At 73.2% G+C, this 19,483-nt stretch carries 15 protein-coding genes and 1 riboswitch; of the genes, 6 read left to right on the plus strand and 9 right to left on the minus strand.

Translation table 11 applies throughout. From position 1 onward, the window contains the following. Positions 1-289: 289 nt before the first annotated feature. The 3 genes from ACFZA0_RS21745 to ACFZA0_RS21755 all read right to left on the minus strand — a co-directional run bounded on the left by ACFZA0_RS21745 (position 290) and on the right by ACFZA0_RS21755 (position 2,981). Complete coding sequence (locus ACFZA0_RS21745) at positions 290-1,078, minus strand: enhanced serine sensitivity protein SseB C-terminal domain-containing protein (RefSeq protein WP_391019362.1); 789 nt, start codon at positions 1,076-1,078, stop codon at positions 290-292. Between the two features lie 319 nt (positions 1,079-1,397). Further along, a complete protein-coding gene (locus ACFZA0_RS21750) occupies positions 1,398-2,192 on the minus strand; it encodes an enhanced serine sensitivity protein SseB C-terminal domain-containing protein (protein ID WP_391019365.1) in 795 nt (264 codons plus the stop codon). A 165-nt stretch (positions 2,193-2,357) separates the two neighbouring features. Beyond that, positions 2,358-2,981 carry an AAA family ATPase gene (locus ACFZA0_RS21755; RefSeq protein ID WP_391019491.1) on the minus strand — a complete coding sequence of 208 codons (624 nt, stop codon included), beginning with the start codon at positions 2,979-2,981 and terminating at the stop codon, positions 2,358-2,360. A gap of 394 nt (positions 2,982-3,375) precedes the next feature. Next, positions 3,376-3,477, plus strand: a riboswitch (glycine riboswitch). Between the two features lie 192 nt (positions 3,478-3,669). On the opposite strand from ACFZA0_RS21755, the gene gcvT reads away from it, so the two are divergent. The 6 genes from gcvT (at position 3,670) to ACFZA0_RS21785 (ending at position 10,414) form a co-directional block, all read left to right on the plus strand. Next, entirely contained in the window at positions 3,670-4,788 is a 1,119-nt protein-coding gene (gcvT, locus tag ACFZA0_RS21760; RefSeq protein WP_391019368.1) for a glycine cleavage system aminomethyltransferase GcvT, read from the plus strand. Between the two features lie 143 nt (positions 4,789-4,931). After that, positions 4,932-5,309, plus strand: a complete 378-nt coding sequence (gene gcvH / locus ACFZA0_RS21765; RefSeq protein WP_391019370.1) for a glycine cleavage system protein GcvH — start codon at positions 4,932-4,934, stop codon at positions 5,307-5,309. Positions 5,310-5,318: 9 nt separating this feature from the next. Next, positions 5,319-6,593, plus strand: coding sequence for a serine hydroxymethyltransferase (glyA, locus tag ACFZA0_RS21770; protein WP_391019372.1), 1,275 nt, complete (start codon positions 5,319-5,321; stop codon positions 6,591-6,593). A gap of 208 nt (positions 6,594-6,801) precedes the next feature. Beyond that, entirely contained in the window at positions 6,802-8,169 is a 1,368-nt protein-coding gene (locus ACFZA0_RS21775) for an L-serine ammonia-lyase (RefSeq protein ID WP_391019374.1), read from the plus strand. Positions 8,170-8,464: 295 nt separating this feature from the next. Continuing rightward, positions 8,465-9,553, plus strand: a complete 1,089-nt coding sequence (locus tag ACFZA0_RS21780; RefSeq protein ID WP_391019377.1) for a Ca2+-dependent phosphoinositide-specific phospholipase C — start codon at positions 8,465-8,467, stop codon at positions 9,551-9,553. A 162-nt stretch (positions 9,554-9,715) separates the two neighbouring features. Next, on the plus strand, positions 9,716-10,414 hold the full coding sequence (locus tag ACFZA0_RS21785; RefSeq protein WP_391019379.1) for a helix-turn-helix domain-containing protein: 699 nt from the start codon (positions 9,716-9,718) through the stop codon (positions 10,412-10,414). 39 nt (positions 10,415-10,453) lie between these two features. On the opposite strand, the gene ACFZA0_RS21790 is transcribed toward ACFZA0_RS21785, so the two are convergent. From ACFZA0_RS21790 to ACFZA0_RS21815, 6 genes are all read right to left on the minus strand, one after another. Then, complete coding sequence (locus ACFZA0_RS21790; RefSeq protein ID WP_391019381.1) at positions 10,454-12,124, minus strand: lipopolysaccharide kinase InaA family protein; 1,671 nt, start codon at positions 12,122-12,124, stop codon at positions 10,454-10,456. Continuing rightward, a complete protein-coding gene (locus tag ACFZA0_RS21795) occupies positions 12,121-13,044 on the minus strand; it encodes a protein phosphatase 2C domain-containing protein (RefSeq protein WP_391019385.1) in 924 nt (307 codons plus the stop codon). The genes ACFZA0_RS21790 and ACFZA0_RS21795 overlap by 4 nt, the downstream gene beginning before the upstream one ends. Positions 13,045-13,321: 277 nt before the next feature. Continuing rightward, positions 13,322-14,002 (minus strand): hypothetical protein, encoded by a 681-nt coding sequence (locus ACFZA0_RS21800; RefSeq protein ID WP_391019387.1) that lies wholly within the window; start codon positions 14,000-14,002, stop codon positions 13,322-13,324. A 136-nt stretch (positions 14,003-14,138) separates the two neighbouring features. Continuing rightward, entirely contained in the window at positions 14,139-16,001 is a 1,863-nt protein-coding gene (locus tag ACFZA0_RS21805; protein ID WP_391019390.1) for a hypothetical protein, read from the minus strand. Beyond that, complete coding sequence (locus ACFZA0_RS21810; protein ID WP_391019392.1) at positions 15,998-18,343, minus strand: hypothetical protein; 2,346 nt, start codon at positions 18,341-18,343, stop codon at positions 15,998-16,000. The genes ACFZA0_RS21805 and ACFZA0_RS21810 overlap by 4 nt, the downstream gene beginning before the upstream one ends. After that, the gene (locus ACFZA0_RS21815) at positions 18,340-19,278 is read right to left on the minus strand and encodes a hypothetical protein (RefSeq protein ID WP_391019395.1); all 939 of its coding nucleotides are present in this window, start codon (positions 19,276-19,278) and stop codon (positions 18,340-18,342) included. The genes ACFZA0_RS21810 and ACFZA0_RS21815 overlap by 4 nt, the downstream gene beginning before the upstream one ends. Positions 19,279-19,483: the final 205 nt, after the last annotated feature.

Raw genomic sequence — 19,483 nt, forward strand, 5'->3', positions numbered from 1 at the left:
CAACCGTGATACGCCTCGGCGCATTCCGTTATCCGAACGCCGGGTAACTCACTTCGGACGTGCACCAGTTGGGGCAGATGGGGCGAGGAGGGGATCAACTGCCCGCGGTTACGCGCGAAGACAGGGCCCGGGAGACCGTCCCGGCGGGAGCGCGCAGGCATCGGGGAAGGGCGCGGGAACGCTCACCGCGCCGTCGTGTCCGTCCGCTTCACCCCGGTGTGCGCCGACACCCGCGGCCCCGTACCGAAAGGTCAACTCCCCTTCGTCGGGCACCGGTTGAACCGCGCCGTCAGTACCGCCCCGGCCCCGGGTACCCGTACCCCGACGCCTGGGCCGGGGCCGCGTGGGCGTCCCGGTCGTAGAAGGGGCGGGAGTTGGCCCGCATCCAGAGGGTGACCGGGTCGTAGTCGTCGGACATGGCGACGGTCGACACCGGCAGGCCCTCCGGGACCGCGCCGACGGACTGCTGCATCATCGCGCGCACGGCGTCCACCGCGGGCGGCGACGTGTCGTAGAGGTCGAGGCCGATCGCGAGGTAGGGGGCGCCGAGCGACGGCTGCACCCAGGCGCGGCGCAACGAGCGCACGGCGGGGGTGCGGTGGGCGTTCTGCGTGAGCAGGGCGTAGAACTGCGGTACCTCGATGCCCGGTTCGGACAGCCGCAGGGGCCCGGCGGGACGCCGGTCGAGGCCCGTCGCGATGCGGCGCAGGTCGAGCCAGGGGATGCCGACGCCGCCGCCGGGGGCGTGCGGGTTGAGCCAGAGGCCGAAGTGGTCGGGGTAGAGGGTGCGGGCCACGTCGAGGCCGTCGACCACCTCGTACGAGCGGTTCCAGCCGCTGGCGGACAGCTCCTGGGCGGAGGTGACGCAGGGCGCGTAGCCGTAGCCCTCGACCTCCATGTTCCCGTACTGGGCGTCCGGGGAGCCGGACTGGCCGTGCCACAGCAGCATCCAGACCTGGCCGGAGGAGGGGGCCGCGAGCGCTCCCAGCAGCGCCTCGTAGGCGTCGTAACGCCCCGGCGTCACCTGGCGCAGCATCTGCTCGACCTGACCGGCCGCGGCCGTGCCCGACGCGCTCACCTTCTACCGCCCCTTCGCGAAACAACTCACGACCAACTCACGAGCACCAACGACAACGTCTGCAACACCGGCGGAGCGGACACCTTCACCTTGTGCCCGGCCCGGCCGGAACGATCCCGCGCGATCCGCCCGCCGCGGCCCGTCACCGCCTCGACCGAGCCATGAAACCAGCTTAAGCGTCGATGCAGACAGCGACTTGACGCAGCGCCCGCCGGGGGTGTCCGCCGCGCCGCACCGGGGACACCGTCCGGAACGCGCGGGCCGCGCGGCGGCGGTGCGCCGGTGTCCGCGCGGACGGCACCGCCCTCCGGGCGCGGTCTCAGCCGGCCCGCTGGTAGAACGGCCGGACGCGGGCGCGCATCCAGTCGCCGACCGGGTCCTGGGTCACGTCGAGCAGCACCAGGTTGACCGGCCACGGCGCCGCGACGCGGCCAAGTGCCCGTCCCAGGGCGTCCATCGGCAGGCCGAGCGCGAGCTCCTCCCACTGCGACAGCTCGACCCCGACGAACAGCACCGGGTCCGCCGTCTCGATGGCGGCGAGGCAGCGGCGGGCGGTGAGCACCACGCCGGTCGCCTCGAACTCGGCGGAGGCGGCGGCCAGGAAGTCCACCGGGTCGTCCTGCCAGTCGGGCTCGAAGAGCTGCACGCGGCCGCCGCCCGCCGGTCCGTCGAGCGCGGTGCGCGTGCCGCCCCTGCACAACTCGGCCACCGCGGCCGGCGGGAGCGGAACGCCCACCACGCCCTGCGGGTTGACGGCGATGCCCACCTGCGGGGGCAGGCCGCGCGCGAACTCGACGGCGGGCGCGACGGTGAACGCCATGTGGCTGCCGCAGACCAGGCGGAACTGCTCCTCGGAGCTGAACACCGGTACGTAGCCCTGGCCCTCGATCTCCATGCCGGGCAGGTCGAGGGGGCCGCTGTGCGGGCCGCCGCCGGACGGCAGCGGGACCCAGAGGAAGCTGCGGCCGAGGACCTCGACGATCCTGCCGCCCGCGCCGGGGACGCCGAGCGAGGCCGAGAGCACCTCCTCCAGCTCGTTGCCGGGCCACCCGCCGTGCGGATGGTGGTGCGCCTGCCCTGGCAGGTCTGCGGAGAACTCCGCCGGGATGTCCATGTCGTCTACCGCCTGTGGGAACCGCTGTTGTGGCTGAAAGGCTGCTGAAAGGCTAATGGTCCCGCACGGGTGCCCGCGTCCGGCGGGCGGCCGGGCCCCGCGGGCGTCCGGACCGCGCGGGCGTCCGGGCCGTCCGCGCACTGTGGCGGCGCCGCGGCGCGGTTCTCACTCCGCGAACCCGATCCGCCGCAGGGTGTCCGCCGCCGCCCGGTCCAGCAGGACCGCCGAGCCGCAGCCGGCGGGGAGTTCGCCGCGGCCGACGGCGCGCAGCAGCCGCGCCGCCGACCTGCGGTGACGCCGGAAGGCGTAGCGGGAGACGCCCCGGCCGCGCCTGCGCTGGCCGTCGAGCGCGGTGCCGGGGCCGACGTCGAGCAGCAGCAGGTGCAGGGTGCCGCCGCGGCGCCGGGCGGCGCGGGCCAGCCAGCCGCGCACCCAGGGCTGGGTGCCGCAGTCGTGCACGACGACGCCCTCGCGGCGGCCGAGCGCGCGGCGCAGCGCGGCGTAGTGGGCGAGTCTGACCAGTGGCCGGTACACGGCGTACGGCAGCAGCCGGGGCGCGCGGGCGTCCCAACGGTCCCTGGTGTCCTGGGAGTCGACGCGGATTCCGCGCACCGCGCGCCGGATGAGAGTCGACTTGCCGCTGCCGGGCAGCCCGGTGACCACGACGACGTCGCGGGGTCCGAAGCGCAGGCCGTGCGGGCTGTGCCCGGCGCGTCCGCGCAGGTCGCGCACCACGCCCGGCGTCCGCTCCGCGCGCCCCCGCGGCACCGCGTCCGCCCGTCCCGGCAGGGCGACGGCCTGCCCCGGCAGGGCGAGCGCGCGGGCCGCCGTGTGCGGCACCGCCGCGCGCTCCCCCGCCGTACGTCCCGCCCTCCTACGTCCCGTCTTCCCGTCCACCCGACTGTCCACCCGACTGTCCGTCCGACTGTCCGCCCGACCGTCCACCCGCGTCCTCCCCGTACCGGCCACCGGTTGCCCTCCCGCCGATCGTAAAGAGAAGGTAATGCGACGTCTTCCCCGTTTCGGTGATTCCGCGCAACAGGGCTGTCACAAGGGGGCGCGGCGGTGGGCGCGCGCGGCGGCGCCGACCGGGCCGGATGTGACGTGTCCCCCTGCCGCACCGCCTGCCGGACCCGGGCGGGAGCGTGCGATGATGTGCGCGCCTAACTGCATACCGGCCGCTTGAATCCGCGCGGGAGAGTTCCGGTCGCCCCTCGGGTGCCCGGACGCCGAAGGAGCAAGTACCTCCCTTGAATCTCTCAGGCCCCGTTACCGCGCGGGCGAGGCACATCTGAAAAGCGGACCGCCCTCGTAGCGGTCCCACCCACGGTGCAAGTCACTGTCCGGCGACGTCGTGTCGTGCGGTCAGGGCGAACCTCTCAGGTTCCGATGACAGATGGGGAGGAACGACCTCTGCTCCCTCACGCCCGGCTTCGTTCGCGCGGGAGGGGCCCCCGTCGCCCTGGGAGACCGACCGATGAGCAGTAACGCCCCCCGTCACACCGCGCTCGACGCGCTGCACCGTTCGCTCGGCGCCACGATGACCGACTTCGCCGGCTGGGACATGCCGCTGCGGTACGGCTCGGAGCGCGACGAGCACCTGGCCGTGCGCACCCGGGCCGGTCTGTTCGACCTGTCGCACATGGGCGAGATCGCGGTCACCGGCCCGCAGGCCGCGGCCCTGCTGAACTTCGCGCTCGTCGGCAACATCGCCTCCGTGGGCGTCGGCCGCGCCCGCTACACGATGATCTGCCGCGCCGACGGCGGCATCCTGGACGACCTGATCGTCTACCGGCTCGCCGAGACCGAGTACATGGTGGTCGCCAACGCCTCGAACGCCCAGGTGGTCCTCGACGCGCTGACCGAGCGGGCCGCCGGCTTCGACGCCGAGGTGCGCGACGACCGCGACGCCTACGCGCTGATCGCCGTGCAGGGCCCCGAGTCCCCCGGCATCCTGGCCGCCGTCACCGACGCCGACCTCGACGGGCTCAAGTACTACGCGGGGCTGCCCGGCACGGTCGCCGGCGTCCCGGCGCTGATCGCGCGCACCGGCTACACCGGCGAGGACGGCTTCGAACTGTTCGTGGCGCCCGGCGACGCGGAGAAGGTCTGGCAGGCGCTGACCGAGGCGGGCGCGCCGGCCGGGCTGGTGCCGTGCGGGCTGTCCTGCCGCGACACGCTGCGCCTGGAGGCCGGCATGCCGCTGTACGGACACGAGCTGTCGACGTCGCTCACCCCGTTCGACGCCGGCCTCGGCCGGGTCGTGAAGTTCGAGAAGGACGGCGACTTCGTGGGCCGCGAGGCCCTGCGCGCCGCGGCCGACCGCGCCGCCGAGCAGCCGCCGCGGGTCCTGGTCGGCCTGGTCGCCGAGGGCCGCCGGGTGCCGCGGGCGGGCTACCCCGTGGTCGCGGACGGACGGGTGATCGGCGAGGTCACCTCGGGCGCCCCCTCCCCCACGCTGGGCAGGCCGGTCGCGATGGCGTACGTCGACGCCGCGCACGCCGCGCCGGGCAGCACGGGTGTCGGCGTGGACATCCGGGGCAGCCACGAACCGTACGAGGTCGTGGCGCTGCCGTTCTACAAGCGCCAGAAGTAGCCAGACTGGACCCGGGCGGCACCGGGACGACGGCACCGGGCGGCACCGCCGCGCCCGTTCCGTACCGTTCCGCCCGTCCCATCCCCTCCCCCCTCTGCCTCTCCCCCTTCCTCACCTTCACCGCGTACAGGAGAACCCAGCCCATGAGCAACCCCCAGACGCTGCGCTACAGCAAGGAGCACGAGTGGCTGTCGGGCGCCGAGGACGGCGTCGCGACGGTCGGCATCACGGAGTACGCCGCGAGCGCGCTCGGTGACGTGGTCTACGCGCAGCTCCCCGAGGTCGGTTCGACCGTGACCGCGGGCGAGACCTGCGGCGAGCTGGAGTCGACCAAGTCCGTCAGCGACCTGTACTCCCCGGTCACCGGCGAGGTCACCGAGGCCAACGAGGACGTCGTCAACGACCCGTCGCTGGTCAACTCGGAACCCTTCGAGGGCGGCTGGCTGTTCAAGGTGCGCGTCGCCGAGGAGCCGGCCGACCTGCTGTCCGCCGACGAGTACGACGCGTTCTCCGCCGGCTGAGGAGCCCCCATGTCCGTTCTGAACACTCCCCTGCACGAGCTCGACCCGGACGTCGCCGCCGCGGTCGACGCCGAGCTGCACCGCCAGCAGTCCACGCTGGAGATGATCGCCTCCGAGAACTTCGCCCCCGTGGCGGTCATGGAGGCGCAGGGCTCGGTCCTCACCAACAAGTACGCCGAGGGCTACCCGGGCCGCCGCTACTACGGCGGCTGCGAGCACGTCGACGTGATCGAGCAGATCGCGATCGACCGGGTCAAGGAACTCTTCGGCGCCGAGCACGCCAACGTGCAGCCGCACTCCGGCGCGCAGGCCAACGCCGCCGCGATGTTCGCGCTGCTCCAGCCGGGCGACACGATCATGGGGCTGAACCTCGCGCACGGCGGGCACCTGACCCACGGCATGAAGATCAACTTCTCCGGCAAGCTCTACGACGTCGTCGCCTACCACGTGGGCGACGACGGCGAGGTCGACATGGCGGAGGTGGAGCGGCTCGCGAAGGAGTCCCGCCCGAAGCTGATCGTGGCCGGCTGGTCCGCCTACCCGCGGCAGCTCGACTTCGCGGCGTTCCGCCGGATCGCCGACGAGGTCGGCGCCTACCTCATGGTCGACATGGCCCACTTCGCGGGCCTGGTCGCGGCCGGGCTGCACCCCAACCCGGTGCCGCACGCCCACGTCGTCACCACGACCACGCACAAGACCCTGGGCGGTCCGCGCGGCGGCGTGATCCTCTCCACCGCCGAACTGGCGAAGAAGATCAACTCCGCGGTGTTCCCCGGCCAGCAGGGCGGTCCGCTGGAGCACGTGGTCGCGGCGAAGGCCGTCGCCTTCAAGGTCGCCGCCGGTGACGAGTTCAAGGAGCGCCAGCGGCGCACCCTGGACGGGGCGAAGATCCTCGCGGACCGGCTGGTGCGCCCGGACGTGGCCGAGCACGGCGTCTCGGTGCTGTCCGGCGGCACGGACGTCCACCTCGTCCTCGTCGACCTGCGGAACTCGGAGCTGGACGGCCGGCAGGCCGAGGACCGGCTCCACGAGATCGGCATCACGGTCAACCGCAACGCCGTCCCGAACGACCCGCGCCCGCCGATGGTCACCTCCGGACTGCGCATCGGCACGCCCGCGCTGGCCACCCGCGGCTTCTCGGCGGAGGACTTCGCCGAGGTCGCGGACGTCATCGCGGAGGCGCTGAAGGCACCGGCGCCCTTCGAGGCGGCCGACGCCGAGGCGCTGAAGGCACGGGTGACCGCCCTCGCGGACCGGCACCCGCTGTACCCGGGCCTGCGGTAGCGGGAGCCGGGCCGAGCGATTTCGCAAGGATGAACTAGTTTCGTACGCTTTCCAGGTACGGACGTTCCGGGGGCACCGCGCACACGGCAGCATCGAGCGCGGTGCCCCCGCCCGTGCGCCCCGCGCACCAGCCACCCCACACCCAGACACCCCACACGCACCGCATCCGGCGGACAACGGCGTCCGCCGAAACCCTAGGAGTCCCCCCGTGGCCATCTCGGTCTTCGACCTGTTCTCGATCGGCATCGGCCCGTCCAGTTCCCACACCGTCGGCCCGATGCGCGCCGCCCGCATGTTCGCCCGGCGCCTGCGCAACGAGGGCGTACTGGACTCCGTGGCGTCCGTGCGGGCCGAGCTGTACGGCTCCCTCGGCGCCACCGGCCACGGGCACGGCACGCCCAAGGCGGTGCTGCTGGGGCTCGAGGGCTCCTCGCCCCGCACGGTGGACGTGGAGGGCGCGGACGCGCGCGTGCAGGAGATAAGGGACGCCGGGCGGCTGCGGCTGCTCGGCGACCACGAGATCGCGTTCTCCTTCGACGACGACCTGCTGCTGCACCGCCGCAAGACCCTGCCCTACCACGCGAACGGCATGACGCTGTGGGCGCACGACGCCGCGGGCGCCGAGGTGCTGACCAAGACGTACTACTCGGTGGGCGGCGGCTTCGTCGTCGACGAGGACGCGGTGGGCGAGGACCGCATCAAGCTCGACGACACGGTCCTCAAGTACCCGTTCCGCACCGGCGACGAGCTGCTGCGGCTGGCCCGCGAGACCGGGCTGTCCATCTCGTCGCTGATGCTGGAGAACGAGCGCGCGTGGCGCACCGAGGAGGAGATCCGCGCCGGGCTGCTGGAGATCTGGCACGTCATGCGGGCGTGCGTGGCGCGCGGCATGACCCGCGAGGGCATCCTGCCCGGCGGCCTGAAGGTGCGCAGGCGGGCCGCGATGACCGCCCGCCAGCTCCGCGCCGAGGGCGATCCGGCGGCCCTCGCGATGGAGTGGATCACCTTGTTCGCGATGGCGGTGAACGAGGAGAACGCGGCCGGCGGCCGGGTCGTGACCGCGCCGACGAACGGCGCCGCCGGCATCATCCCGGCCGTCCTGCACTACTGCGTGGACTTCGTGCCCGGCGTCGACGACGACAGCATCGTGCGGTTCCTGCTGGCGGCCGGCGCGATCGGCATGCTGTTCAAGGAGAACGCGTCGATCTCCGGTGCCGAGGTCGGCTGCCAGGGCGAGGTCGGCTCGGCCTGCTCGATGGCGGCGGGCGCGCTCGCCGAGGTACTGGGCGGCAGTCCCGAGCAGGTGGAGAACGCGGCCGAGATCGGCATGGAGCACAACCTGGGTCTGACCTGCGACCCGGTGGGCGGTCTCGTCCAGATCCCGTGCATCGAGCGCAACGGCATGGCCGCGGTGAAGGCGGTCACGGCGGCCCGCATGGCGATGCGCGGCGACGGCTCGCACATGGTGTCCCTCGACAAGGTCATCAAGACGATGAAGGAGACGGGCGCGGACATGTCCGTCAAGTACAAGGAGACGGCCCGGGGCGGGCTCGCGGTGAACATCATCGAGTGCTGAGCGGCCCGGCCGCGGGGCGGTGAGCGCGGGCGGGGCGGGTGACGGGAGCCGGGCGTCCCGTCCACCGCTCCGTCCACAGAATCCACGCGGTTATCCACAGAACTTCCGGTCAAATCGCCCCCGCCTGTGGACAGTTGGCCGCACCGCGGGTCCGAGACAGGGCCCGCGAACCGGAACCGGCACCGCCGCCCACACCCTCCGCACAGGTTCCGTTCGTCCCGGGGCTGCCGCCCGGCCACCGGGCACTCCTACGCTTCCGCTGACCAATTGGCTTGCGGGACAAGGGAGTTGACCGGTGCGCACGATTCGTTCTGTTCATGCGGTTCCTACGGTTCACGCGACACGTACGGCGAGACGGCTCCGGGCCCTGCTGCGGGCGGCCCTGCTGGGCGCCGCCCTGCTGCTCGTCCTGCCCGGCAGCGCGCAGGCCGCGACGGCGAAGCTCTCCGGGACCACGTCGATCGGCACGCACAACGCGTACGACAAGGCCAAGTACACCTATCTGGCACAGGCGTTGGACTCCGGCGCCTCGCTCCTGGAACTCGACGTCTACACCGACAGCCTCACCAGGCGGTGGCGGGTCAGCCACAGCAACCCGTTCGGCAACGACAACAACTGCGAGGCCGCCGACGCCCCCGGCGAGCTGTACGGACAGGTGCGCAACCAGGACCTCGGCGGCTGCCTGGACAACATCGCCGCCTGGCACCAACTGCACCCCGACAGCCGCCCGATCGTCTTCAAGGTGGAGATGAAGAACGGCTTCAACAACAACGCGGGCCTCGGACCGGACGAGTTCGACGCCCTCGTCGCGTCCAAGCTGGGCGACATCGTCTACAAGCCGTCCGACCTGCTCGGCTCCGGCTACTCCACGCTGGACGCGGCGGCCCGCGCGGACGCCTGGCCCACCCGGGACGCCCTGCGCGGCAAGGTGCTCTTCGAGCTGATCCCCGGCACGGTCGAGCAGGCCAACCCCTTCGACACGTACTGGACGGACGAGGAGTACGGCGACCACCTGCGCGACAGCTACGCCGCCGGCACCATCGCCGCCGCCCAGGCCTTCCCCGCGGTGCTCGGGGCGAGCGCGGGCGACCCGCGCACCGGCCGCTACGACGCCTCGATCCGGCCCTGGTTCGTCGCCTTCGACGGCGACGCGGCGACGTACGTCGACAACGGCTACGCCACGTCGTTCTACTCGACGAACCACTACCTGCTGATCATGACGGACGCGGCCGACGTGTCCCCGGCGATCTCCTCGACCGCGCCGACGGACGCCGAGGTGGCCGCCCGGCTTTCGCTGCTGGCCGCGGACCACGCGAGTATCGTCACCTCGGACTGGTCGACCAAGTCGGCGGCCGTACTCGGCTCGGTGACCGCCCGGGGCTGACGCAGACAGGCCCGGGGGCCGGGCGGACGGCGTGACGACGGTTTCTCCGTTTTCACCCCTCGCATCCCCATCGCCACCGCAATACTGGTCGCGGAGCACGTTTATCACGTCCGCCCCGGGCCACACCCACGCCGTCCCGGTGCGGAAGCAACGGGGGCAGACATGACAGACACACGTCGAGCCGTGGCCGGACACCCCTCCTCCTTCTGGGAGGCGGTCGATCCGGCGGACCGTGCGGTTCTGACCGAAGCGTCGACCCGGGTACCGATCCCGGCCGACCGCCAGTTCGTGACCCAGGGCGACGACTCGGACCATCTGGTCGTGCTGCTGCGCGGCTGGGTCAAGGTCGTCTGCGAGTCCCCGGCCGGGTACCGCGCGGTTCTCGGGCTGCGCGGTCCCGGTGAACTCCTCGGCGACCAGGCGGCGGTGGAGCGCCGGCGGCGTTCGGCGTCGCTCCTCACCGCCACCAGCGCCGAGTTGCTGGAGATACCCGCCGCACGGTTCCATGCCCTGGCACGCAGCCATCCCGGTATCGCCGCGGCACTGGAGCAGACGCTCTCGCAGCGCCTGCGCGAGGCCGACCTCCAGCGGACGGGTCTCACGGAGCCGGTCCCGGTCCGGCTCGCGGCCCTCCTGCTCGAACTCGTCGAACGCTGCGGAGTGCCCGAGCCGGACGGCACGGGCCGCCGCATCGCGATACCCCTCTCCCAGGACGACCTCGCCGGGCTCCTGCTCACCTCCCGACGCACGGTGAGCCGTGCGGTCGTCCAGTGGCGGGAGCAGGGCTGGCTGGTCACCGGCCGCCAGTCCCTCGTGATCCGTTCCCTGGACAGACTGAAGGCGGAGGCGTTCGGGCGGTGAGCCCGGCCGCCGCACGGCCGGGACGACTGCAGGCACCGCTCAGCAGGTCGCGTAACTCACTCCCTCCCGGGGCGCCTTGAAGATGCGGTAGCCGTCCGTGTGCGTCAGCTGGTACGTCACCGTCCACGTGTCGCAGGTGTCGTTCGGGCTGTCGGCGGGACCGTACCCCTGGGCCTGGTTGCTGGTGAAGTTCAGCGTGGCGAGGGTGAACCGGCCCGACTCGGAGATCTCCGAAAGGACGAAGTCCGAGTCCGTGGTGGTCGACATGACCTCGGCCCACCCCTCGCGGCTCGACTGGGAACCGAGGTTGACGACCTTGGTTGCCGGGTCGTAGTGCGTGAGGGCCGAGTCCCAGTCCCGGTTGTTGACCGCGCCGAAGAACTCGGCGAACGTCCCCGCGATCTCCGCCGCTTCGGGGTTGTCGACGACCGGCAGGTAGTCAACGGTCGTGCCGTCGGCCGCCGTTGCCGAATTGTCGGACGCCGGCTCGTCCTCGGGGGCGCTGCTCTCCGGGGAGTCGAAGGGAACCGTGCCGCCGTCGGTGCCGGTCGACGTCTGCGTGGTGTCTCCCGCGGACGAGCCGGAGGGCAGGTGCTGGAAGACGAAACCGCCCACGACCACGATGGCCAGCAGAGTGAGCAGAACGCCGATCACCCGGGCGCCGGACGAGGAACCCGACGGGCCCGGCGTCGGCGTCCAGACCGGGATCGGCGCCTGCGGCTGTCCCTGCGGCTGCCACGGGGCCCGGGGTTGCTGCCACTGCTGCTGCGTCGGGGCGTACGCCGGGGACGACGGCTGGGCGGGCCTCGGCCGGCTCTTCATGTGCCCGACGGCGTGTTCCAGCGCGGGCAGCCACTCGGCCATCTTCGGGCGCCGGTCCGGGTCGGGGTCCGCGCAGCGTTCCGCGAGGTCCGCAAGACCGGGCGACAGGGCGCGCAACTCCGCCGTGTCCTCCTGCTGTTGGTCCCTGTTGACGACCCGGACCGCGATGAGGCCGAACTTCCAGGCGTCGGAGGCCCAGGTCGCCTTCGCCGTCTCCGGCACCTCCCAGCCGGTGGTCTCCACCTGGTCCAGCACGTCCCGGCCCCGGTAGCGCATCGAGTCGCAGTCGATGAACAGGCAGCGCGGTGCCGCGCCCGTCGTGAACAGGATGTTCTTGGGTGAGAGATCACCGACGCACACCTGCTCCTGGTGCAGCCGGGTGAGAGTGGACGCCAGGTCCGCGAGCAGCCGCAACCGCTGCCGGTCGTCGACGTCCAGTCCCAGACTGCGGGTGTAGCCGTCGGGGTTGAGCAGGAATTCGAGACCCTGCGCCTTCGCGCCGCCGAGCCGGGTGCTGCGCAGTTCGAACTCCGCCCCCGCGCGGGGCATCAGGAATCCGGCCACGCGGGTGCCGGGATTGCGCGAAGCGGGCTGTGCGGTCGGGGCCTGCCCCGTGTAGATCAGCGCCCTCGGCCAGGTCAGCCGCTCCTCCAGGAAGGCGCGGTCGGCGCTGCCGAGCCGTTCGGTGAACAGGCACATGTCGTGCAGGACGTCGTCGTCGTGCCGGACACCCTGCTTGTACTCCTTGTAGGCCATGCGCATGCCGTGGAACCTGCCCGGCGGACTGGGCACCCCGAAGACGACGCCCTGGCCGCCGTCGCCGAGCAACTCCGTTCGGTAGGACCCCAGTTGCTCGGGACGCGCCCACGACACCGGTATGACGTTCACAGCGGTCCTCCGCCCGCCCGGTCGCGCGGCCAGAGAGCCAGCAGCGTGCGGTCGTCGTCGAAGGTCTCCCGCGAGAAGTCCAGCAGGTGCGCGAACCCCAGGGGCGGGACCACATCGCGCAGCCGGTTCAGGAAGAGCCCGGCGACGGCACCCGTGCCGTCACCGAGCGCGTCGCCGAAACCGTCCGTGCCGACGAGCAGGACGGTGCCGGGCTCCAGGCGGAAGCAGAACGGGCGCATCCCCGCGGGCACGTACGGCAGCGGCTCGACCGCGGACGAGACCAGGCCGTCCGCGCCGGCCGACTTGCCGCCCAGCAGGCTGTAGAACCGGTCGTGCTTGATCTGCCAGGCACCCGAGTCCCCCACGCAGACGAGGTGGACGAGCACTCCCTCCTGAGTGGGGGTCGCGGTGCCGGCGACCAGCGTGGTGGCCAGCAGGCCGGCGGTCTCCCGCGCTCCCGCGTCGGGGTCGTGCAGAATGCGGCGGGCCTGCTCCACGAGCTGCCAGTGGACGGTGGAGAGCAGTTTCTCCCAGTCCGCCACGAACCCGTCGCCGCCGCGCACCTGCGCGAGCATCTCGTCGACGGCGCTGCGGCACGCCAACTGCGCCCCGATGTGCGGCTGTTGCGCGTCGGACACCCCGTCGGCGACGGCGAAGACGACGGTGCCGGTGCCGTGCTCCCAGGCCGCCGCGGCGTCGTCCTCGCGCGGCCGGCCGTCGTAGCGGTGCTGGTATCCGCGCACCGAGGCGAGACGCAGGTCGAGCGCCGACGTCGACCAGCCGTCGCAGACGGTGTCGGGGCGGTAGGACAGTCCCGAGGGCGGGCGCGGCTCGAAGCGCGGCAGCGGGGTTCCGACCACGAGGGGGCGCCAGAACACGGCCGCGCCCTCGTCCCGGGTGCCCTCCTCCGGCGCGGGCACCGCCCCGGCCCCGGGCGCCGGCGCAGCACCGTGTACCGGGTCGGCACCGGCGCCCGGCCCACCCGCACGACCGGCGCCGGCGACCGGCGGGGACACGACGGAGCCCTCACCCGCCGGGTGGGCGGGGTACGGCTGCGCGTTCCACTGCGAGGGCTCCCGCGGAGAATCGTCCGGGGCCGGCGGCGCGTACGGTGCCGGGCCGGCGGTGGCGGGCGGTTCCACGTGGCGCGGTTCCGCGCGGCGTCGGCCCGGCTGTCGCGGGCGGAAGACGGACATCTCAGATCACGTCGATCGCGACGGTGAAGCCCTCGGGCTTGTCGACGACCAACTGCGGGGAGGCCGACCCCAGGGACCGCCCCGAGGAGATGACGCTCTTGGTCAGCGCGGTGCAGAACTTCGCGATGGCCGCCCCCGCGTCCACGCCCTTGTTGACGATGAAGCCGAACTCGGCCCGGGTGGCGACCTCGTCGATGATCTGGGCGTCGGCGTCGACGATTCCGCAGGCGATGATGTTCGGCGCCCCCAGGGTGGTGTTCCGGTCGGTGAGCCGGCGGTGCGCCGCACGCCAGTCCTCGCCGTGGTTGGGCAGGCCGTCGCTGAAGAAGAAGACGGCGGGCCGGTGCACCTGGTACCCCTCGGCCTTGAGACTGCTCACGTCCGCGGGGATCCGTGCGATCAGGTCCTCGAAGGCGGCGAGGTAGCTGGTCATGCCGCGTGTGCGCAGCCGCGGGAACTCGTTGGCGCTGCGCAGGTCGACCATGAGGACCCGCTCGGCCACGTCGTCCGCGAAGCCCAGCACCGAGAAACGCACCTTCGCCGCGGCCATCGGTTCGCCGAGCAGCGCCTGGTGCAACGAGCGCAGCCCGTCGTTGAGTTCGTCGATGTGGTGGGCCATGGAGCCGGACTCGTCGGCGAGGACGTAGATGGGGAGCAGGTGCCCCCGGTTGCTTTCCATCATCGTCTTCCGTTCATGTCGCTCTGGATGTGGCGGTGTTCGTGCCGCGTCGCGGCTGTCGCGGGCCCGGACGGCCCTGTCGGTGCCGGCCGTGACGGTCTTCGCGAGTACGGTCCCGGCCGCCTCGCCGGTCCGGTCCTCACAGCGCGTCCTGGGCGGGCAGGAAGCCGTCCGGGGCGCTGAGCGAGAACTGCGGGCGGGGGTCGCCGGAAGCCAGCCGCTGCCCGTAGCCGACGACGCTGTCGCGCAGGAAGGCGGCACAGTTGTGCGCTGCGGACGCGGCGTCCTGATGCGGGGCGGCGACGAATCCGAACTCCGGGCGAGTGGCGACCGCCCGGACGCCGTGCGCGCCGTCGGCACCGAGGCCCAGGGCGATCACGTGGGGCGCGACGGGGTTGCCGGCCGGGTCGGTCAGGTCCCGGTGGGCGCTCGCCCACGAGGCGCCGTCGTCGGGCCCTCCCCCGGTGACGAAGTAGACCAGCGGGCGCAGCACCTGGACGCCCTCGGCCTTCACCACGACGATGTCCTGGCCGATCAGCGACCCCACGGTCCGGAAGGCGTGCGTGTACGACAGGCCGGGGCGTCCGGTGAGGATGGGGCTGCGGGTGCCGGGCCCCACCGTGTCGAGATCGAGCCTGGACTCCGTGGTGGCGGCCATGCCGAGGACGCAGACGCGCAGGGTCGCGGACACCTCCGGGGCTCCGCTCAGCGCGGAGTGCAGCGAGGAGAGCCCGCGGTTGAGCTCGTCCAGCGTGCCCCGGTCGAGGGACTCGTCGAGGACGAGGTAGACCGGCGCGGCCCGGTCCACCGGTGCGGGCGACGCCGTCCTGCCTGCGTCACCGCCGTCGGCGCCGGCGGGCGGACGCGGCCAGGACTGCTGCCGCTCGGGCGGATACGGGTCCGCGTAGGGCTGCGGGGAGCCCGGCGCCGCCCCGTACGGCGGCGCGTAGGCCGGGGACGGGTCGGGCGGCGCGGCTGCCGGCGCCCCGGCCGCGAGGTGGGGCGGTGCGGAGTCCCAGGGCCGGGCGCTCGTGAGCTGGGCCGGCCCCGCGAACTGCTGGGACGCGTGACCGCCGGTGGCCCGGCCCACGGTTCCCGTCAGCTGGCTGCGCATCTGCTCCAGGTCCCCGGCCTGGACGAGGCCCTTCTCCGCCATCACCTGGAACAGGCCCAGGGCCCGCTGGTTCTGGAGTTCCGCGGTGGAGGCGCGCGCCTCCTCCAGCTGCCGGAACATGGCGAAGGCGCCGGCCGCGTCGTCGGGGTGCGTGATCAGGTAGTGCCTGATCAGCCCCTCGCCGTCCGCCAGGGTGTGGGCGAGGGCGTCGGCCTGCCGGGCGGCGGCGTCGATCTCGAACTTCTGCCGCAGGGCGTCGAGTTCGGCCTGCCGGACGACCGCGCCCCGGTCGGGGCTGTGGGCGGCGGCGCCCTGCTCCTCGCGCCGGCCGGAGTCGATCAGGGACCCGAGATGGGCGAGCGACTTCGCGTCGGGCCGCACCGAGACCCTGCACCCGTGCACGGTCAGCCCCTCGGGCAGCGTCACCGCGGAGGCGCACAACTGGTTGAGATGGCGTTCGAGACCGGAGGCGTCCTCGACGGCGAACTGCCGCCCCGCGCCGTGGAAACGGGCGACCAGGTAGCCGTGGACGACGGGCAGCGCGTCCCGCACGCCGGAGCGCACCCAGTTCTCGGCGCCCTGCCAGCCCTCGATCCGGAATCCGAAGGACACCTGCACCTCGAAGGTGTGCACGCCGTCCCGGCTCACGAGGGGGTCCCTGCCGAGCAGGGCCGTTCCCCGGTGGCCCCGCATGTCGACCTCGTAGCGGGTCCGGTACCGGGAGAACACCTGCTGTCCCGGACGCAGCGGGCGGCCCTCGAAGCAGACGACCTCACCGGTGGCCGTGGCGTACACGACCGCGAGATGGGGCTGGGTGGCCCGGGTCGGGCCCACCGACATCCTGGGCACCGGGGACTGACTGGCGGTCAACAGTACCGGCTCGCTCACCAGGCACCTCCTTGCGGGACGGACGGTTCGGAGTAGTGCGGCGCGCCGGACGAACCCGTCGCGCCCGTACGGAAGTCGGGGCTCCGCGCTCCGGCCGGGCCGGAGGGCCCGGCCAGCAGGGCCGCGCCGAGAACCCTGGCGACGCGCGGCAGGCGGCGGAAGCGGGCCCGGTCGGTCCACTGGTCCGCGTACCGCTGAAGCAGCCGGCCGACGCGGGGTCCGCGGGCGGCGACGTCGTCCACCAGGACGCGGACCAACTGGTCGAGCAGCAGCGGGTCCGCCTCGGCCTGCGCGGACCAGCCTTCGAGGACGCGGGCGGCCTGATCGCCGAAGAGTTCCCCGCCGATCACCTCGGCCCACAGATAGCCCAGGACCCGCCGGATCTCGCTGCCGGCCGGGTTCTCCGCCGCGAGCAGCAGCAGGGTGGGGCGGCTGCGCGCGGGGAGGCCGTCGCCGGCCGGTGTGTCCGCGACCAGGGCGTCGGCGAGGATCAGGAAGACGAGGTGGCCGCACGCGCGGGAGGCGGGATCGTGCACCATCTCGGCGACGGCACGCAGCACCATGGGGGCGTGGGCGGCCAGGTTCTCTTCCATCAGGTCCGCGAAGGCGTCGCCGATGGCGATGGCGACCCGCATGTGGTCGACCGTGCCGAGCCGGGTCAGCGCCCGCACCGCCTCCTCGGGGCCGACCCCGCCCAGGCACAGGCCGTAGGCCCGAGCCGCCGCGGCCTGGGCATGCCAGTCGCCGTTCAGGTACCAGCCCTCGACGAGCGCGCGGACCCCGGGCCGCAGCGCCGGGACCCTGACGCACACCCGCAGGGCGTAGGCGACGGCCTCGCGGCGCAGCGCACCACGGTCCTCGTTCCGGATCCACCGGGGAAAGACCTGGGTGGCGATGTGGTCGAACGACTCGGTGGCGATCAGCCCGAGCGCGGTACCGGCGAAGCTGCGCACCTGCTGCGACGGGGAGTCCACCAACTCGGCTATCCAGTCGATGAGTTCGGCCTGCACGAAGTACTCGGACCAGACGTGCCGGATGATCCGCGGCGGGTACTGGGCGTCGCGGTACTCGGCGACGGTGCACGGCAGCGTCCCGAACGCGCCGCGGGTGACGGTGGAGACCGTGCGGGCGCGCAGCCGCTCGGCGAGCAGCCGCCGCGACCGGCTGAAGGGGTCGTGCCGCAGGGGGACGGGTCCGTCCTCGACGCTGGCGGCGAGGACGCCGCGGTCGCTGCGGAACCGGTCGAGCAGCGTGCTGGCCGCGAGGGCCACGTCCTCCTGCGGCAGTCCGCCGAGCACGGCGAGGGCCGTGGCCTGGGTGCGCAGCACCGTGTCGCCGAGACCCTCGAACCATTCCTCCGGACTCTCGCCGGCGGTCTGGTCCATCCGGCTCCTGACCCGGTCCAGGTCCACGGTGCCGAGGCTGGACTCGTGCGCGAGGACCTCGGCGAGCCTGGCGGCGTCGCGGCAGGAGGCGGCGGCGTCCAGGAGGGCGGCCGCGAGGTCGGCGACGCCTTCCGACGCCAGGACGTGACCGGCCTCCGACTCGCCGAGACGGTGGCCGAGATGGGCGGCGAGGACCGCGTCGAGGCTGTCGGGCCGGGCGACGCGCTGGACGTACTCGCCGACGCCGTGCCCCAGTTCGGCCTCCGGGGCGGCGATCACCACCAGCCGGGCGTCGGCCTTCTCCAACAGGTCTTCCAGGGCGGCGAGTTGACCTCCGCGCAGGTCGCCCAGATCGCGTGGCCGGTCCAGCAGGAGACCGGCTCCCTCGCCCAGCCCGTCCAATTCCGTCAGCCGGGCCAGGTCTGCCACGGAGTCCAGCAGGAACCAGGACTTCGCGCCCCCGGAGAGCAGCAGCCGGACCGCGGCTCCCGTCTTGCCGGCACCGCGCGGCCCGCGCAGCACGACGGAACGGCGCTGCCAGGCGTCGGCGAGGATGTCGTCCCAGCGGGGCGGCTCGCGGAAGGCGTGCCGGACGGTCTCCACGGTGGTGGCGGTCAGGGTGCGCAGAACCACGCCGCGGTCGTCCGTGGTGGTGATGACGATCTTGTCGCCCTCGACCTGGTCGCCGCCCACGTGCGTCCACGCGGCCCGCAGCATTCCGGCGCGCAGGCTGCCCTGTCCGGTGCGGGCGGTGGCCTCGCTGGCGCCGTGGCCGGCGCCCACTCCGACGCTGTCGCCCGCGGCGCCGGACTCGGCGGCGGGCCGGCCGCCGTCCGCGCCCGGCGTGCCGGCGGGGGCGCCCGCCGGTGCACCGGAATCGCCGGAGGCGGGGGCGCCGCCCGCCTGCGGCGCCGGGCCCGGGGAGGCCGCCGCGGCGGCTCCCGACGGGGTGCTCACGCGTCGTCCCCGGTCTCGTCGGGTCCGGCGTCCGGCGCGTTGTGGTGGTGCACGGTCTTGCCGCCGAGCACGTAGTCGCCGCACACGTAGTCGCCGCGCACGATGGTGCCGCGCGAGTGGGGCCCCTGGGCGTAGAGCTCGCGCACGTGGCTGCCGCCCACCGCCATGGCGCTCGTGCCCGCGGCGATCTGGCTGCGCGTGACGTCGCCCGTGCGAACGGCGGGCGACGGAACCGGGCTCCCCCTTCCGGTCCCGTCGCCCGCTTCTCCCGCGGCACCGTCGGCACCCGGGGACCTCTGCCCCCGTGGCGTGTTCGACGGTTCCCCCGCGACCGCGGGAAGTCCGGGCGGCGCCGGGTAGCCGGGCACGGTGACCCAGCCCCGGCGCCGTTCGTCGTGCTTGGTGACGAAGTCGGCCGGCAGGTAGGCGGCCGGGTCGATGCCCGGGTAGTGGCCCAGCACCACCGACCGGTGGACGTCGTCGGAGACGACCAGCACCAGGTGGGCGCGGACCGCCTCCACCAGCACCCCCTTGACCGGGGCTGCGTCCACGAGCCGGGAGAGGTCGTTGACCGCGTTGCCGGCCCACCGGTCGCCCCGCCTGATGACGAGTCCCTGGTGCAGCCCGACGCGCAGCCGCATCCGGTGCTCCTCGTTGTACTTGCCGTGGTGCTCCGTCAGGGCGTCGTGGAGACCGCGCGGGAACTCCCGCAGAAGCCGGGTGGGACTCGTGGAGGCAGGTATGAGAATCAGCATTCCGTCCCCCCGGTCCGCGATCGAGCAGCACTGGGGATCCAGTCCGGCGCGCTCCAGTGCGAAAGGCACCACCTGGTAGAGCTCCTCGCTCAACGTTGCCTGCGAAGTCTCCGGGCGCAGACTGAAATCCTCGATGTCGACGAGGACGATCCAATGACTGACGGGGTCCGGCGCCACCATGCGCGACCTCCTGTGCTCGGGCCTGGCCGGGGACGGACTCACCCCGCGCCTATTTCAATAAGCCGTGCGGAGAGAAGTGTCTACGCCAACTGGCGCACAGCACGGCCGCTTTGACGCCTTTCCACGTATTGGCGACAGGCGTGCACCATGCCTCATAAAATGCCCGGTGGGCCATGTCCTCCGAAAGGAACCGGGCACCGCGCCC

The organism is Streptomyces sp. NPDC008150 (assembly GCF_042956945.1).
GTDB lineage: Bacteria > Actinomycetota > Actinomycetes > Streptomycetales > Streptomycetaceae > Streptomyces.

Excerpts from the sequence above, each read along its gene's own strand:
- ACFZA0_RS21750 (WP_391019365.1), bottom strand. The coding sequence starts at position 2,192 with ATGGACATCCCGGCGGAGTTCTCCGCAGACCTGCCAGGGCAGGCGCAC.
- gcvT (WP_391019368.1), top strand. The coding sequence starts at position 3,670 with ATGAGCAGTAACGCCCCCCGTCACACCGCGCTCGACGCGCTGCACCGT.
- gcvH (WP_391019370.1), top strand. The coding sequence starts at position 4,932 with ATGAGCAACCCCCAGACGCTGCGCTACAGCAAGGAGCACGAGTGGCTG.
- glyA (WP_391019372.1), top strand. The coding sequence starts at position 5,319 with ATGTCCGTTCTGAACACTCCCCTGCACGAGCTCGACCCGGACGTCGCC.
- ACFZA0_RS21785 (WP_391019379.1), top strand. The coding sequence starts at position 9,716 with ATGACAGACACACGTCGAGCCGTGGCCGGACACCCCTCCTCCTTCTGG.
- ACFZA0_RS21800 (WP_391019387.1), bottom strand. The coding sequence starts at position 14,002 with ATGATGGAAAGCAACCGGGGGCACCTGCTCCCCATCTACGTCCTCGCC.
- ACFZA0_RS21815 (WP_391019395.1), bottom strand. The coding sequence starts at position 19,278 with ATGGTGGCGCCGGACCCCGTCAGTCATTGGATCGTCCTCGTCGACATC.